The organism is Roseovarius sp. Pro17 (genome assembly GCF_035599575.1).
GTDB lineage: Bacteria > Pseudomonadota > Alphaproteobacteria > Rhodobacterales > Rhodobacteraceae > Roseovarius.
In genome coordinates this window covers 3,895,982-3,912,071 of sequence record NZ_CP141179.1, presented here as the reverse complement: position 1 = coordinate 3,912,071, position 16,090 = coordinate 3,895,982, and the positions used below count along the sequence as shown (strand labels likewise).

Sequence of the window (16,090 nt, the reverse complement as noted above, 5' to 3'; positions counted from 1 at the left end):
CAAGGGCACCGCTACTCAAACGCCTTGCAGGGATCGTCCCGCTCGGGCGCGGGAGCGATGATGACCTCGTCGAAAATGCCATCCGGCACTGCGCCATCTTCGCCTTGCCCCAATGTATAAATCTCAATCATCGGGGCGGCGCGTGCCAGAAGGGCAGGCATTCCCCAATCGCTGCGCGCGTGACCGTTGCCTGTGATCACAGCGACAGGACCGCCGGTCTGGTCCAGTGCCTGCATCGTGGCACGTGCCAGAGTAGCGTCGCGCAGGCGCTGGATATCGACCATCATTGGCAGCATTTCGGGCGGCAGCGCATCGCAATGCGCGCTGGCCTGCAACGCCTCACGCGCGCTCTGTTGGGTCTCCGTCAGAGGGGCCGTCAGGCCGTAGATTTTGGCGCCCTCGCCAAAAGCAGCCCCAAGGCCCTGCTCTGCCACAGTGCGCGTATCCTCGCGCGGCACACCGGCACCGTGAACCTGCGCCTGCGGGGCAGCAACGAAAATTGGATAATAGTAAGAGAAATCTGGCCAGCCGCTGCCGCCCCAGTCCAGTGCGGCGGCAAGTGCATCGGCATCACCGCGCAGCTCTGGCGTCACGCGCGTTGCCTGATCGGGCGTCAGCATCTCGAAAACCAGCGCTTGGGGCGCGAATTCGGCAACCCGCGCGGCCTGAACGGCATGATGGGCGGGGTTATCGTGAACCTCGCCCAGCACCAGAACATCCTGCGCACCGACGGGCGACGCCAGCAGCGCCAACGCGGTCGCCCAAAACGCGCACAGGCGCATCAGGCCAGCAGGCTCTGCACTTCGGTTCCGTTCGCCTCCAGCGTTTTGCGCATCTTTTGAAATGCTGCCGCCTCCAATTGGCGCACGCGCTCTTTGCTCAGGCTCAATTCCTGACCAAGACTCTCTAATGTGCGCGGCTCGTCACGCAGCTTACGCTCGCGCACGATGAAACGCTCGCGCTCGTTCAGCTTGCTCATCGCCTCGGTCAGCCAGACCCGTAGTGCGCCCAGATCGTGATCGACCTCAACCAATTCATCACCGCGCGGCGCGTCATCCTCAAGCGCGTCGATCCATTCGCGCCCCTCATCCTCTGAGCTTTGTGTGGCGTTCAGCGAGAAATCCGAACCGGACAGACGCCCCTGCATCATCTCGACATCGCGCAGCGGCACGCCGACCTCCTGCGCGATCATCTCGCGCAGTTGATAGCCGTCCAGCTCATGGCCTTGGGCCATCGCCTCACGCTCAATACGGGCCTGAACGCGGCGCATGTTGAAAAACAGCGACTTCTGCGATGACGTGGACCCCGTGCGCACCATCGACCAGTTGCGCATAACGTAATCTTGAATGCTCGCCTTGATCCACCAGACGGCATAGGTCGAAAACCGCACACCACGATCGGGATCGAACTTCTCGGCCGCCTTCATCAGGCCCAGACCGGCCTCCTGAATCAGATCGTTCATCGGTGCGCCGTAACGACGAAACTTGGACGCCATTGATATCGCGAGCCGCATGTAGGCGGTGATCAAACGGTGCAGCGCCTCTTCGTCTCGCTGATCACGCCAAGCGTATGCGAGTTTCAGTTCGGTCTCAGCATCCAAGAGCTCGGCCTTCATGGCCGTGCGCGACAAGGTGCGGTTTTGCTGTACGTCAATAGCCATACGACTTCCCCCGGATTTGCGAGCGATCCTGTCTGCGCTCTTTCTCACTCATTCGCCAAGTGTTACTGACTGGGTAACGTTTCAGATCACTAATGAGTTCAGAATTAATGTTGCCAAGGCTCACATTGGTGCTAGGGGGCGCGGCCTCGGGCAAGTCGCGATATGGCGAGGGTCTGGTCCGTGCGGCATCGCGCCGGCGCGTCTATCTGGCCACCGCCGAGGCCTATGATGATGAAATGCGGGCCAAGATCGCGCGCCACCGCGACATGCGCGCAGCGGACGGCTGGACCACTATCGAGGCACCGCTGGACCTGGTCCCGGCTCTGGGCGCGGTTAGGTCCGATCAGGCAGTGCTGCTGGATTGTGCGACGCTATGGCTGAGCAATCATATGCTGGCCGGGCATGATATGCGCGACGCCGAAACCGCGTTGATGACGGCGCTCACTGCCTGCGCCGCACCCGTGGTCGTCGTGTCCAACGAGGTGGGGCTGTCGGTCGTGCCGGAAAATGCGCTGGCCCGCCAGTTTCAGCGGGCGCAAGGTGAGCTGAACCAGCGGCTGGCAGGCGATGCTGGGCTGGTGGTGCAGGTCATTGCAGGCCTGCCCAGGACGCTGAAAGGCACGCTGTCATGAGCCAATTTTACTGGGTCCGACACGGGCCGACGCATGCAAACGCGATGGTCGGCTGGACCGACCTGCCCGCCGACCTGAGTGACACCGCGCAGCTAGCGCGCCTAGCGGCCTATCTACCCGCCGATGCGCTGGTGGTGTCCTCTGATCTGATACGCGCGCGCGACACGGCCAACGCTATCCAAGGCGCGCGGCAACGCCTGCCCGATGATTCCGCCCTGCGCGAGATCAACTTTGGCGCATGGGAGATGGCCGGTTTCGATACCGCCCCGCAGCCCGAACGCCTGCGTGCCTTTTGGGAGACGCCCGGCGATCTGACGGCGCCCGGGGGCGAATCGTGGAACATCGCGAGCGCCCGCGTCACGGCAGCGGCCAGCGCCCTGCACGCGACCCATCCGGGGCGTGACATCATCGCTGTCGCGCATATGGGCGCGATCCTTACGCAGGTGCAGACCGCGCTCGGCATCACCGCCTATCAGGCCTTTGGCCACCAGATCGACAACCTCTCGGTGACCACACTCAACTACGATGGCGCGCGTTGGCACGCATTGGGCATCAATCACATGCCCTGATGGCCCGCCGCACATTTGCTGACTATGCGCTGGCGCGCAGGGGTCGTAACCTCGCGCCATGACATATGATCTCATCATCGGCGACTACGCCTATTCCAGCTGGTCCATGCGCGCATGGCTACTGTTCGACCGGTTTGCCATCGACCGCCGACAGACCAAAATCTGCTTTGACGACGGCCACGTGCCGGACCTAATGCCCGACTGGGCACCGGCCAAAACGGTGCCTTCGATCCGCACGCCCGAGGGTGCGTTGGTTGGCGAATCCCTTGCCATCGCCGAAGAGCTGGCCAGCCGACATCCCGCCCTCGGACTCTGGCCCAAGTCACCGCTGGCCCGCGCCACGGCGCGGACCCTCAGTGCCGAAATGCATGCCGGTTTCACCGCGCTGCGCAGCGATTGTCCGATGAACCTGCGCAAGGCTTACACGGATTACACGCCGTCGGACGCCGTGCTGGCCGACCTGCGCAGGCTTGAGGTCGTCTGGGACCACGCCCGCACTACCTGCAAGCCGGATGGTCCGTGGCTGTGCGGAGATTATGGCATTGTCGACGCGTTTTACGCCCCAATCGCCGCGCGTATCGCCGGCTACGCCTTGCCCGTATCGCCTAGCGCGCAGGCCTATGTAGACGCGCATCTGGCCGATCCGTCCTTTCGCCGCTGGCGCGCACTCGCGCTGGTGCATGGCCCCGATCTGGAGCGGTATCGCCGCGACGACAACACCGGAAAATGGCCCGGCCCTACACCGCACGCGGCCAAGGCGGTGGACAGCGGCGCACCCGAAAACACGACATGCCCCTATTCAGGCGATCCGGTCACACATCTGATGGAGATGGACGGGCGCATCTTTGGGATGTGCAACGCAGGCTGCCGGGACAAGACCGTGGCAGACCCCGAGGCATGGCCGCAGTTCATGGCACTGGTCTGACGGTTTTTCATCAGGTGTTAACCATTCCTAAATCTCTGCCGCGCAAACGTTAATCAAGGTTTACGCCAGAGGGGCAAAGAATGGTCGCGCGCGCCTACACGGTTGCCTTTGAAGGAGTAGAGGCCCGCCATGTCGAGGTGCAATGTGCTATCACGCCCGGCGTGCCGGCCTTTTCGCTTGTCGGGCTGCCCGACAAGGCAGTCAGCGAGGCGCGCGACCGCGTGCGTACGGCACTGACATCAATGGCGATCGCGCTGCCGTCAAAACGCATCACGATCAATCTTAGCCCGGCCGACATGCCCAAAGAGGGCAGTCATTTTGACCTGCCCATCGCGCTGGCCCTGCTGGCGGCCCTGGAAATCATCCCCAAGGACGCAATCGAGGGCACCACCTCGCTGGGCGAGCTGTCTCTGGACGGAGCCATCATGCCCGTTATCGGCGCCCTGCCCGCCGCCATGGCCGCTGCGGAAGAGGATCGCACGCTGCTTTGCCCCAAGGCATCGGGCGCCGAGGCGGCATGGGTCGGCGCGGCGCATGTTATCGGCGCGGCGACGCTGGCCGACGTGGTGCGCCATTTCACCGGACAGTCGCCCCTGCTGCCTGCCGAGCCGGGCGAGGTGATCGCGCCCACGCTCAACCGCGATCTGCGCGACGTCAAAGGGCAGGAACGTGCCAAACGCGCGCTGGAAATCGCCGCCGCCGGGCGCCACCACCTGATGCTGATTGGCACACCCGGTTCGGGCAAATCCATGCTGGCCGCACGTCTGCCCGGCATCCTGCCGCCCTTGGACCCGCGCGAGGCGCTCGAGACGTCAATGATCCACTCACTTGCCGGCCTGCTGAGCGAGGGCGGCATCAGCCGCTCGCGCCCCTTCCGCGAGCCGCACCACACAGCGTCCATGGCTGCCATAGTCGGCGGCGGGCGGCGCGCGTCGCCGGGTGAAATCAGTCTGGCGCATAATGGCGTCCTCTTTATGGACGAATTCCCCGAGTTTACGCGCACCGTGCTGGAAACCCTGCGCCAACCGATCGAGACGGGCAAAGTCATGATCGCCCGCGCCAATGCGCATGTGACCTACCCCTGCCGCTTCATGCTGATCGCCGCGGCCAACCCCTGCAAATGCGGCTATCTCAGCGACCCTGCACGCGCGTGCAGTCGTGCGCCAATCTGCGGCGAGGATTATCTGGGCCGGATCAGCGGGCCACTTATGGACCGCTTTGATCTACGGGTCGAGGTGCCGCCTGTCAGCTTTTCCGACCTTGATCTGCCGTCCTCCGGAGACAGCTCTGCCGAGGTAGCCGGTCGCGTCGCGGCGGCGCAGGCTGTGCAGGCCGCGCGCTATGCGGGCGCGCCCGGCGTGCGGCTGAATTCTGATGCCGAAGGTGGCACACTGGACCGCGTGGCGACGCCCGATGCAGAAGGTCGCGCGCTGCTGATCCGCATGTCCGAACGGTTCGGCCTGTCCGCGCGCGGCTATCACCGCGTGTTGCGCGTGGCGCGCACCATCGCCGATCTGGATGGGTCTCAATCAGTGCGTCGGCCCCACGTGGCCGAGGCCGCCAGCTATCGAATCACAGACGCGAAAGAGACGTGATCCACCCCGTCAATTCGGCCATGGTCTGGCGCGCCTCGGGAATGACGCCATGCATCAACGGCCAGACATGGGGCAATTGTTTCTCGACTACGCAGGTGACGTCGACACCTTGAAGCATTAGTCGGTCCGACATCCGCAACGTATCATCGAGCAGAATTTCGGTATCCGCTGCCGTCATCCAGACAGGCGCCGCGCCGGTAAAATCCGCGAAAAGAGGCGATGCGCGCGGATCGCCCGGATCGGTGCCATGCAAATACATTTGCGCCATTTCCCTAGCCCGGTTAGCGGGCAACAAGGGATCAGCCTTGGCGTTGAGTGCGAAACTGGGGCCGGAAAAGGTCATGTCCGTCAGCGGCGAAAAGCAGAACGCGCCCAAGGGCTGGCGCAACCCCAGCGCGCCGATCTGCGCCAGAAGCGCCAGCACCAGACCACCCCCGGCGCTGTCCCCACCCAGAATGACGCCGCCAGGATGATCCATGACGGCCCGATAGGCCGTCTGCGCATCCTCGATCGCACCCGGAAAGGGATGCTCGGGCGCGAGTCGATATTGGGGCAGCACGGCGCGCAGTCCTGTGCGCGCCACCAGATGGGCCACCATCGCGCAATGCGTGCGCGGCGAGCCAAAAATGTAGCCGCCCCCGTGCAGATACAGAATCAACGGAGCGGCGCGCATGTCTGTTGGCGTGATCTGAACAGCTTGCATGTTCGACTCGCCCAGGACGATATCCTCAAAATTCACGCCGCGCGGCGGGTGAAAGAAAATGCGCGCACTGCGCTCGATGTGACGGCGCAACTGCTCGGGCCGTTCGGCGCGCGCCAAAATGCGCTTTTCCGTCTGGCGCAGCCAGCCGTTCAGCAGGCGGGCGCGTAGACTCACGCGCGCCTTGCTTCGATTGCGTCCCAGATTTTGCCTGCGATGTTCACCCCGTCGAAACGCTCCAACTCCTGGATGCCGGTGGGGGAGGTTACGTTGATCTCGGTCAGGTAGCGCCCGATCACGTCGATCCCGACGAAAATCTGTCCCTTTTCCCGCAGAAGCGGACCGATGGCGGCACAAATCTCAAGGTCGCGTTCGGTCAACTCAACCTTTTCCGGTCGTCCGCCCACATGCATGTTCGAGCGCGTTTCGCCCTCTGCCGGGACGCGATTGATCGCGCCGACCGGCTCACCATCGACGAGGATCACGCGCTTGTCGCCCTTGGCGACGTCGGGCAGAAATTTTTGCACGATAAGCGGCTCGCGGCTGAAACCAGTGAACATCTCGTGCAGCGAACTAAGGTTGCTGTCGCCACCCTTCAGCAGAAAGACGCCCGCGCCGCCGTTGCCATACAGCGGTTTGAGAATGACGTCGCCATGACGATCGCGAAAGGCACGGATCGTCGCCAAGTCGCGCGCGATCGTGGTGGGCGGCATAAGATCGGGAAAATCGAGGATCAGCAGCTTTTCAGGGAAGTTGCGCACCCAGAATGGATCGTTCACCACCAGCGTGCCGGGCGCCAGACGGTCCAGCAGATGAGTGGTGGTGATGTAGAACATGTCGAACGGAGGGTCCTGACGCAGCCAGACCACGTCGAAATCCCCCAAATCGACCGTCTCCATATCGCCGAGGATCGCGTGATCGCCACCAATCCGCTGCACTTTCAACGATTGTCCGCGCGCGGTGATGCGCCCTTCGTCATACGCAAGATGCTCGGGCGTGTAGTAAAACAACTTGTGCCCGCGCGTCTGCGCCTCTTCGGCAAGGCGAAATGTGCTGTCGGCGTCTATGTCGATCGGTCCGATCGGGTCCATCTGGAACGCAATTTTCATGGGCTGGCCCTCTGTTTTGCTATGCGGCCTTCATGGGCCAAGGGCCGCGAGGGTGCAATTCAGAAATGCGAGAACGCGCCTTGCATGATATCGCAACGGCCTGCGCCGTCGACCACTGCCAGATCAAACCGTACATCGGTCAACTGCCCCTTGGGGCAATGGCCAAGGTATTCGGACCCGGCCAGATGAATGCGGCGCATCTGCGCTGGGCGCAGGCTGGCAATCGCTGCATCGTGGGTGCGCGCCTGCTTGACTTCGACAAAGACAATTTCCTCGCCATCAGCGAGGATCAGGTCGATCTCACCACTTTTACCGCGCCAGCGCGTTTCGAGTAGCCGCAGCCCCGCAGCAATATAGAGTGCAACAGCACGATCTTCGGCGGCAAGGCCGCTATTATAGGCGCGCTTGCCACGATCACGCCGCGCCGGGGCGGGAACGTGTGCCAGATCACTCAGGTCCAATAGCTGCGGCATCCTCATCCCTCTTCGTCATTGGCATCAAGCCGCAGTGCGATCTGATAGACGTCACGCCGTTTCAACCCCAAATCGTGAGACACCGCATCAGCGGCATCGCGCACAGACATATCAGTCATAACCGCGCACAGCGCCTGTTCTATATCAGACAGGTTAACGATGCGTTCCCCCGCCCGGTCGATCAGCACGACCATCTCACCCTTGCGGGGATTTTGGGCCAACTCTTCGGCCAAATCGGCCAGCGGGCCGCGCAGAACTTCTTCGAATTTCTTGGTCAGCTCGCGGCAGACTGCCGCCTGCCTATCGCCGCCAAGGGTCGCGGCGGCGTCGCGCAACATCGCCGCAACACGCTTGGGCGATTCGTAGAAGGCGAGGGTCGCAGGTACCTGCGCTAGGCCGCGTAGCGCGGTTTTTCGCGCAGTGGCCGTGTTGGGCAGAAATCCGGCAAAGAGGAATTTGTCAGTCGGCAAGCCCGACAACGTCAGCGCCGTAATCACCGCCGAGGGCCCCGGCGCAGAAATCAGGCCGTACCCCTCTGCAATCGCCGCGCGCGCCAGATCAAAGCCGGGATCGGCCACCATTGGCGTGCCCGCCTCTGAAGCGTAAGCTATTGATTTTCCGTCCTTTAGCGCCTCCATCAGGCGGGGTCGCATTCGCGCGCCGTTGTGATCGTGATAGGCCAGCAGGGGCCGCCCCTCCAACGCGATGCCGTGGATATCCATCAGCTTGCGCAGGCTGCGCGTGTCCTCGGCGGCGATCACATCGACCGAGGCGAGGATATCCAGCGTGCGTAACGTGATGTCGCGCGCCGTCCCGATAGGAGTCGCGACCAGATATAACCCAGGGGCGAGACTTTGCCTGATATGATTCACCACTGGACCCGCCCCTCATGACGTCTATTATCGCCCCCAACACGTCATCAAAAAAACGTCCGAAACGAGGTATTCCCCCATGTTTGCTGTTTTGCCAATCGCCCGCAAGGTGCTGGCCCGTCTTATCGCGGTTTTGTCCATTCTCTGGATCGCCGCGTGCGAGCCTTCCGGCCTTGGCGGTCTGGGCGGCGGTGCCGGTCAGCCTATTGATCCCGGCGCACCCGTGGTGGTGGCACTCTTAGTGCCGCATGGCTCATCCGCACCCGGCGAGGCCACTCTGGCCCGCGATCTTGAGGCCGCAGCGCGGATGGCGGTCGCGGACCTCTCGGGCGTGCAGATCGATCTGCGCGTCTATGGCACGGCGGGCCAGCCCGCTCAGGCGCAGCAAGCCGCGCTGCACGCGGTGGGCGACGGGGCCAAGATCATCATCGGGCCACTTCACGCAGAGTCGGCCAATGCCGTGGCGGTCGCGGTGGCGCCCAAGAACGTCAACGTTCTGGCCTTTTCCAACAACCCGACGATCGCGGGCGGCAACCTCTTTGTCCTGGGGCAGACTTTTGACAACACGGCGAACCGCCTCACCCGCTTTGCCGCGCGGCAGGGCAAGAAGCGGATCCTGACCGTCTATTCCAACAACCTCGCCGGGCAACTGGGCCAGCAGGCCATTGCCAAGGCCGCCGCCGCTGCGGGCGCGCAGATTGTCGGCAATGTCGGCTACGATTTCTCGCAGAACGGTGTCGTCACGGCGGTTCCAAAAATCACGGCTGCCGCGCGCAGCACCTCTGCCGAGGCGATTTTCATCACCGCGAACTCTGCCGGGGCGCTGCCGCTCTTTGCTCAGATGCTGCCCGAAAATGGGCTGGACCCGGCCAGCACACAATATATCGGCCTCGCGCGCTGGGACACGCCGGCGCAGACGCTGGACCTGCCGGGCGTGCAGGGTGGCTGGTTCGCGATGCCCGATCAGGGCAAATCGTCACGCTTTCGGTCGCGCTTTGCCCAGACGAACGGCAATCAGCCGCATCCCATCGCCGGGCTGGCCTATGACGGCATCGCCGCCGTCGGCGCACTGATAAAGACCGGCAACCGCAACGCGCTATCCAAGTCCGGGCTGACGCAGTCGGCTGGCTTCCAAGGGGTCGACGGCGTATTCCGCCTGCGCAATGACGGCACCAATCAGCGCGGCCTCGCCGTGGCGACAGTGCGCGGCGGCAAGGTCGTGATCCTCGATCCCGCGCCGCAGGGCTTTAGCGGGGCCGGTTTCTGATCCGGATGATCGGGACCAAATGACGCCCACCACAAACAAAGGCCCGGCGCAGGACACAGCGCCGGGCGATCTGATTTGCCCGGCCGAGGATATCTTTGACCGGGCGGGCGTCGATCTGCGTCTGGCCGAATGGCAGGAGGGCGCGCCAGAAGACCTGCGCGCCCACGCCGTCGCCGTGTTGGGCGACGAAATGCGCCGGGGCCGCGCCGCCATCGCCGCCGCCCTCGCCGAGCAACCCCTGCGCGCACGCGCCGCGACACGTGCCTATAGCTGGCTGACCGACTGCCTCGTGCTGACCGCCTATCGCCTCGCAACCGAATCCTTGCACCCGATGCCCAACCCAACCGACGCCCAACGCCTGAGCGTGCTGGCCGTCGGTGGCTATGGCCGGGGGGAAATGGCGCCCCAGTCGGATGTCGATCTGCTGTTCCTGACGCCTTACAAGATCACCGGCTGGGCCGAGAGCGTGATTGAATCCACGCTGTATATCCTGTGGGATCTGCGTCTGAAGGTCGGACATGCCAGCCGCACCATTGCCGATTGCCTGCGCCTCGGGGCCGAGGATTTTACCATTCGCACGTCCCTGCTGGAGCATCGCTGGCTGACCGGCGACACGCGATTGGCGGGCGATCTCTATCATCGCCTGTGGCACGATCTGTTCTCGGGAACCGAGCGCGAATTTACCGAGGCCAAGCTGGAAGAACGCGAGGCGCGCCACGAGAAACAGGGTGGCCAGCGCTATATGGTCGAGCCGAACGTCAAGGAGGGCAAGGGAGGGCTGCGCGATCTGCAATCGTTGTTCTGGATCGCCAAATACCTCTACCGCGTCACGAACAAGGCTGATCTGATGACCGGCGGCATGTTCACCGAGGAGGAATTTGACACATTCGCCAAGGCCGAGAATTTCCTCTGGGCCGTGCGCTGTCAGCTGCACCTGATCACCAAACGGCCCAATGACAAGCTGACCTTCGATCTGCAGGTGGAGGTGGCCGAGCGGATGGGATACACCGACCGCGCCGGACGGCGCGAGGTTGAAATCTTTATGCAGGATTACTTTCGCCACGCTACCGCTGTTGGCGATCTGACCCGCATTTTCCTGACCAAGCTGGAAGCGGCGCATATCAAATCCCAGCCGCTGCTACAGCGCCTGTTCCGCCGCAAGCGCAAGCTGAAGGACGGCTACGGCGAGGTGCATGGCCGCCTCGCCATCAACGACGACACCGCCTTTCTGGCCGACCCGCTGAACATCCTGCGCATATTCGACGAGGCGCTGCGCACGGGCCTGTTGATCCACCCCGATGCGATGCGGCTCGTCACGGCCAATCTGGACCTCATCACCGACGACGTGCGCGCCAACCCCACCGCGCAAAAGCTGTTCCTCGGCCTCATGCTGAAACACGGCAACCCCGAGCGCGCCCTTCGCCGAATGAATGAGCTGGGCGTTCTGGCGGCCTTTATCCCCGAATTTGAGCCTATCGTCGCGATGATGCAATTCAACATGTATCACCATTACACGGTCGACGAACATACGATCCAATGCATCAGCCACCTCGCCCGGATTGAGCGCGAAGAGCTGATCGAAGAACTGCCCATCGCGTCATCGATCCTCAAGAAGGGGGTGAACCGCCGCATCCTCTATGTCGCACTTTTGTTGCACGATATTGGCAAGGGACGCAGCGAGGATCACTCGATCCTCGGCGCCAAGATCGTGCGCAAGGTCGCGCCGCGTCTGGGGCTGAAACCGCGTGAGGTGGACACCGTCGAATGGCTGGTGCGCTATCATCTGCTGATGTCGGACATGGCGCAGAAACGTGACATCGCCGATCCCCGCACCGTACGCGATTTTGCCAAGGCGGTGCAGGTGCGCGAGCGGCTGGATTTGCTATGCGTGCTGACGGTCTGCGATATTCGCGGCGTTGGGCCGGGGACATGGAACAATTGGAAGGCATCGCTGCTGCGCGCACTCTACCGACAGACGCTGGACGCGATGGAGAATGGGCTGGAGGACGTCAACCGCGAGCAGCGCGGCTCGGACGCCAAGCAGGGGCTGCGCAAGGCGCTCAAAGGCTGGGACGCCAAGGCGCTCAAGGCGGAAACCGCGCGACATTATCCGCCCTACTGGCAGGGCCTGCACGTCACCGCGCATGTGATTTTCGCGAACCTTCTGCGCGACCTGACCGGCAAGGATGGTGAGGTCGGCATCGATTTGCACCCCGACGAGGATCGCGATGCCACGCGCGCCTGTTTCGTCCTGGCGGACCATCCCGGCATATTCTCGCGCCTCGCAGGGGCGCTGGCGCTGGTCGGCGCGAATGTTGTCGATGCGCGCACCTATACATCCAAGGATGGCTACGCCACCGCGATCTTTTGGATACAGGACGCGGACGGCCATCCCTTTGCGGATGAGAGGTTGCCGCGCCTGCGCAAGACCATCCTCAAGACGCTCAAGGGCGAGGTTGTCGCGCATGATGCGATTCAGTCACGCGACAAACTCAAAAAGCGCGAGCGCGCGTTTCGCGTGCCGACGCATATCACATTTGATAATGAGGGCTCCGAGATCTACACGATCATCGAGGTCGACACCCGTGACCGGCCCGGCCTGCTCTATGACCTGACGCGCACATTGGCCGAAGCGAATGTCTATATCGCCAGCGCCGTCATCGCGACCTTTGGCGAACAGGTGGTCGACACGTTCTATGTCAAGGACATGTTCGGTCTGAAATTCTACTCGGAGGCCAAGCAAAAATCGCTGGAAGCGAAACTGCGCACGGCTATTTCCGAGGGTGTGGAGCGCGCAACCGTCTGAACTGGCTGCAAATGATCTTGGCTAAGATCAAGCTGACACAATGCCGCCGCCCCGATACCAAAAGACACGAAACGAATGCTTTCCATTTCCGGTTAAATCTATAGCAAAGCCCTCGTGATGAAACGTGATCGACCAGAGGGCCTTGCATGAAACCTGTCCGCCTGATCCGGGGTGTCCTGACTGTCAGCGGCTGGACCATGTTCAGCCGTGTGCTGGGCTTTGTGCGCGACGTGATGATCGCGGGGCTAATCGGTCCGGGCCCGATCATGGATGCGTTCGTCGCGGCGTTCCGCCTGCCCAACATGTTCCGTCGCTTTTTCGCCGAGGGTGCGTTTAACGCCGCGTTCGTGCCGATGTTTTCAAAACGGTTGGAGGGCGGCGACGATCCCGAGGGGTTCGCCCGGCTGGCGTTTAGTGGGCTGGCGTTGGTGTTGCTGTTTCTTGTGGCACTGGCGATGATATTCATGCCCGCGCTGGTCTGGGCCACGGCCGAGGGCTTTGCCGGGGATCAGCGGTTCGATCTTACAGTCGAATTCGGACGGGTCGTCTTTCCCTATATCTTCTTTATCTCGCTGGCGGCGCTGCTGTCTGGCGTGCTGAACTCGACAGGTCGGTTCGTGGCCGCCGCCGCCGCGCCTGTGCTACTGAACGTGATGCTCTGCACCGCGATGGGCATCGCCGTCTGGAGCGGTGGCAGCGTGCCAGGCGCATTGGTCTGGACGATCCCCTTTGCAGGCGTGGCGCAACTGGCGCTGGTCTGGGTCGCAGCGACGCGCGCGGGCCAGCGCATCGTGCCGGTGCGCCCCCGCTGGACACCCGCGATGCGACAACTGGTGCGCATTGCCGTACCTGCCGCGCTGGCGGGCGGCGTGATGCAGATAAACCTGCTGGTCGGCCAGCAAGTGGCCAGCAATTTCGAGAGCGCGGTCAGCTGGCTCTATGCCGCCGATCGGCTCTATCAGTTGCCGCTGGGCGTGGTGGGCATAGCCGTGGGCATTGTGCTGCTGCCGGACCTTTCGCGCCGCTTGCGGACGGGCGACGGCGACGGCGCGCGCATGGCGCTCAGCCGCGCGGGAGAGGTGTCGCTGGCGCTGACGGTGCCCTGTGCCGTGGCGCTGGTGGTTGTGCCGATCCCGCTGATCACGGTGCTGTTCCAGCGCGGCAATTTCGGCTTTGACGATACCGCCGCGACAGCGCTGGCGGTGGCGATCTATGGCCTTGGCCTGCCGGCCTTTGTGCTGCAAAAGGTGCTTCAACCGATCTATTTCGCGCGCGAAGATACCAAGAGGCCGTTCTATTACGCCGTCGTTTCACTTGTGGTGAACGCGGCGCTGGCCATTGGCCTTGCGCCCTATATCGGCTGGATCGCGGCGGCCATCGGCACGACACTCGCAGGCTGGGCGATGGTGTGGCTGCTGGCGCGCGGCGTGCGCCCGTTCGGCGATGTGGCGCGGTTTGACTCCCGCTTTCGCAGCCGGATATGGCGCATCTGTGCAGCGTCGGCTGTAATGGGCGTCGCGCTATGGGGCTTTATGATTGGTCTATCGCCGTTTTTCGGGGTTGCTGGCTGGCGCTGGCTGGCGCTGCTGATACTGATCGTGCTTGGCTCAGCCGTCTATTATTTTGCCGGGCGCGCCTTCGGTGCATTCAAAAAGAGCGAGCTGAAGTCGGCGCTGAAACGTTAACGCTGCAAGAGACGCGCACGCAGCTTGGACCACCCGCCGGGTCGCAGCACAAAGGACGCGGCAAAGCCGGTCAGGAACCCGGTCAAATCCGCAACCCAACGCAACGTGCCGCCAAAGAGCAGGCTGAACAGCAGCTGTGCGCCCATCAGGAAACCGATCAGCACGAAGGCGCGCGACTGGCTGCCGCCCTGCTGGCCCAGCTTGAGCCAAAGCAGATAGGTGAAGGCTCCTATCAGGCCGTAGATGCCGGGAAACGCGCCGTAAAGCCACGGATTGTCCCGCGCGACGAGGCCATAGACCAGCGCGCCGCAGATAGCGGGGATGAAAAACGCGGCAAGGGTGGCTGCCGGGCGAAATACCTCGCCGACAAATTTGCCCATCGCCAGCAGCAGCGCGGCTGCGAACAGCATTTGGCTGAAACCGCCATGCAGGAAGGGATAGGTTATCACGCGCAGCAGCATCTCGGGCGGATAGACCCCATTCGCGATCATCCAGCGCATCAGATCGCCGCTAAAGCCGTATTGTTGTATCGCGGCCTGCCGCCAGCCCACGGCCTGCGGGCCGCCGATCAGCCCTTTGGAGCCGAGAAAGAACGCGATCTCGGGGATCACGACGGCGAGAAACAGAACCACCACGACGGGCGGCAGTGGGTTGAACGGGCTGGAATCGTCTGGATGGCTCATGGTTCGCTCCGGGCCTTTGCTTGACGGGGCATTGGCGCATGGGTAAGCGAGGCTGGCACGGAAATCCAGACGGAGTTGAGCGATGAGCGATGTGGCCTTCACCCCACGGGTGTTTTCGGGCATCCAGCCCTCCGGCGATCTGCACCTGGGCAACTACCTTGGTGCGCTGAAACGGTTTGCCGATGCCCAAGGTCGCGGGGTTCAATCGCTATATTGCATGGTTGACCTGCACGCGATCACCGTCTGGCAGGACCCAGCCAAGCTGCGCCATGCCACGCGCGAGCTGACAGCGGGGTTCATCGCGTCGGGGCTGGACCCCGAGAAGTCGATCCTGTTCAATCAGTCACAAGTGCCCGAGCACACCCAAATGGCGTGGATATTCAACTGCGTAGCGCGCATGGGCTGGATGAAGCGCATGACCCAGTTCAAGGACAAAGCGGGCAAGAATGCCGAGAACGCATCCCTCGGCTTGTTCGGTTATCCCGCGCTGATGGCCGCCGATATTCTGGTCTATCACGCAACGCACGTGCCGGTGGGCGAGGACCAGAAGCAGCATCTGGAATTGACACGCGACATTGCGGCCAAGTTCAACCACGATTACGGCGTCGAATTTTTCCCGATGGCCGAGCCGGTGATCGAAGGCGCAGGCACGCGGATAATGAGCCTGCGCGATGGATCGAAAAAAATGTCGAAATCCGATCCCTCGGACATGAGCCGGATCAACATGACCGATGACGCGGACACCATCGCCAAGAAGATCCGCAAGGCCAAGACCGACCCTGAGCCTTTGCCGAATGATCTGGACGGGCTGGACGGGCGGCCCGAGGCGCGCAATCTGGTGAATATTTATGCCGGATTGGCCGACATGAGCGCTGAGGCTGTTATCGCTGAGTTGGGCGGACGCGCGTTTTCCGAGTTCAAGCCGATGCTGGCCGATCTGGCCGTTGACCGCATGGCACCCATTTCCAAAGAGATGAGCCGCCTGATGCAGGATACGGCGGAAATTGACGCCATCCTTGGCCGCGGGTCCGAGCGGGCGCGCGAGATCGCGACACCGATCCTGAGCAAGACCTATGAGATTGTCGGAATGGTCGGACGATAGGCTTCGCGGTTC

The 16,090-nt window shown here is 62.9% G+C and carries 15 protein-coding genes; 8 read left to right on the top strand and 7 right to left on the bottom strand.

Translation table 11 applies throughout. The features are described 5' to 3' along the window. Window positions 1-11 precede the first annotated feature (11 nt). Both U3654_RS18860 and U3654_RS18855 read right to left on the bottom strand, forming a co-directional pair. Window positions 12-782 (bottom strand): ChaN family lipoprotein, encoded by a 771-nt coding sequence (locus tag U3654_RS18860; protein WP_324753071.1) that lies wholly within the window; start codon window positions 780-782, stop codon window positions 12-14. Further along, window positions 782-1,660 (bottom strand): RNA polymerase factor sigma-32, encoded by an 879-nt coding sequence (locus U3654_RS18855; protein ID WP_324753070.1) that lies wholly within the window; start codon window positions 1,658-1,660, stop codon window positions 782-784. The genes U3654_RS18860 and U3654_RS18855 overlap by 1 nt, the downstream gene beginning before the upstream one ends. A 107-nt stretch (window positions 1,661-1,767) precedes the next feature. Between U3654_RS18855 and cobU the strand changes: the two genes are divergently transcribed. The 4 genes from cobU (at window position 1,768) to U3654_RS18835 (ending at window position 5,381) form a co-directional block, all read left to right on the top strand. After that, window positions 1,768-2,292 (top strand): bifunctional adenosylcobinamide kinase/adenosylcobinamide-phosphate guanylyltransferase, encoded by a 525-nt coding sequence (gene cobU / locus U3654_RS18850; RefSeq protein WP_324755330.1) that lies wholly within the window; start codon window positions 1,768-1,770, stop codon window positions 2,290-2,292. Beyond that, window positions 2,289-2,861 carry a histidine phosphatase family protein gene (locus U3654_RS18845; RefSeq protein ID WP_324753069.1) on the top strand — a complete coding sequence of 191 codons (573 nt, stop codon included), beginning with the start codon at window positions 2,289-2,291 and terminating at the stop codon, window positions 2,859-2,861. Before cobU ends, U3654_RS18845 begins: the two co-directional genes overlap by 4 nt. Before the next feature lie 58 nt (window positions 2,862-2,919). After that, entirely contained in the window at window positions 2,920-3,786 is an 867-nt protein-coding gene (locus tag U3654_RS18840; protein WP_324753068.1) for a glutathione S-transferase, read from the top strand. 80 nt (window positions 3,787-3,866) lie between these two features. Continuing rightward, window positions 3,867-5,381 (top strand): YifB family Mg chelatase-like AAA ATPase, encoded by a 1,515-nt coding sequence (locus U3654_RS18835; RefSeq protein ID WP_324753067.1) that lies wholly within the window; start codon window positions 3,867-3,869, stop codon window positions 5,379-5,381. Here U3654_RS18835 and U3654_RS18830 read toward each other — a convergent pair. From U3654_RS18830 to rsmI, 4 genes are read right to left on the bottom strand one after another with little or no spacing between them, the layout of a single operon-like run. Then, window positions 5,359-6,258 (bottom strand): alpha/beta hydrolase, encoded by a 900-nt coding sequence (locus U3654_RS18830; RefSeq protein WP_324753066.1) that lies wholly within the window; start codon window positions 6,256-6,258, stop codon window positions 5,359-5,361. The two genes, U3654_RS18835 and U3654_RS18830, sit on opposite strands and share 23 nt — an antisense overlap. Then, window positions 6,255-7,190 carry a glutathione synthase gene (gene gshB / locus U3654_RS18825; RefSeq protein ID WP_324753065.1) on the bottom strand — a complete coding sequence of 312 codons (936 nt, stop codon included), beginning with the start codon at window positions 7,188-7,190 and terminating at the stop codon, window positions 6,255-6,257. The genes U3654_RS18830 and gshB overlap by 4 nt, the downstream gene beginning before the upstream one ends. A gap of 59 nt (window positions 7,191-7,249) precedes the next feature. Then, complete coding sequence (locus tag U3654_RS18820; protein WP_324753064.1) at window positions 7,250-7,663, bottom strand: YraN family protein; 414 nt, start codon at window positions 7,661-7,663, stop codon at window positions 7,250-7,252. 2 nt (window positions 7,664-7,665) lie between these two features. Beyond that, window positions 7,666-8,538, bottom strand: a complete 873-nt coding sequence (gene rsmI / locus U3654_RS18815) for a 16S rRNA (cytidine(1402)-2'-O)-methyltransferase (protein ID WP_324753063.1) — start codon at window positions 8,536-8,538, stop codon at window positions 7,666-7,668. 76 nt (window positions 8,539-8,614) lie between these two features. Between rsmI and U3654_RS18810 the strand changes: the two genes are divergently transcribed. The 3 genes from U3654_RS18810 to murJ all read left to right on the top strand — a co-directional run bounded on the left by U3654_RS18810 (window position 8,615) and on the right by murJ (window position 14,293). After that, entirely contained in the window at window positions 8,615-9,802 is a 1,188-nt protein-coding gene (locus tag U3654_RS18810) for a penicillin-binding protein activator (protein ID WP_324753062.1), read from the top strand. Window positions 9,803-9,821: 19 nt separating this feature from the next. Beyond that, window positions 9,822-12,608: a [protein-PII] uridylyltransferase gene (locus U3654_RS18805; protein ID WP_324753061.1), complete on the top strand. Its 2,787-nt coding sequence runs from the start codon at window positions 9,822-9,824 to the stop codon at window positions 12,606-12,608. A gap of 146 nt (window positions 12,609-12,754) precedes the next feature. Further along, a complete protein-coding gene (murJ, locus tag U3654_RS18800) occupies window positions 12,755-14,293 on the top strand; it encodes a murein biosynthesis integral membrane protein MurJ (RefSeq protein ID WP_324753060.1) in 1,539 nt (512 codons plus the stop codon). Here murJ and U3654_RS18795 read toward each other — a convergent pair. Continuing rightward, window positions 14,290-14,976: a rhomboid family intramembrane serine protease gene (locus U3654_RS18795; RefSeq protein WP_324753059.1), complete on the bottom strand. Its 687-nt coding sequence runs from the start codon at window positions 14,974-14,976 to the stop codon at window positions 14,290-14,292. The two genes, murJ and U3654_RS18795, sit on opposite strands and share 4 nt — an antisense overlap. A gap of 82 nt (window positions 14,977-15,058) precedes the next feature. On the opposite strand from U3654_RS18795, the gene trpS reads away from it, so the two are divergent. Further along, window positions 15,059-16,078, top strand: coding sequence for a tryptophan--tRNA ligase (gene trpS / locus U3654_RS18790; RefSeq protein ID WP_324753058.1), 1,020 nt, complete (start codon window positions 15,059-15,061; stop codon window positions 16,076-16,078). Window positions 16,079-16,090: the final 12 nt, after the last annotated feature.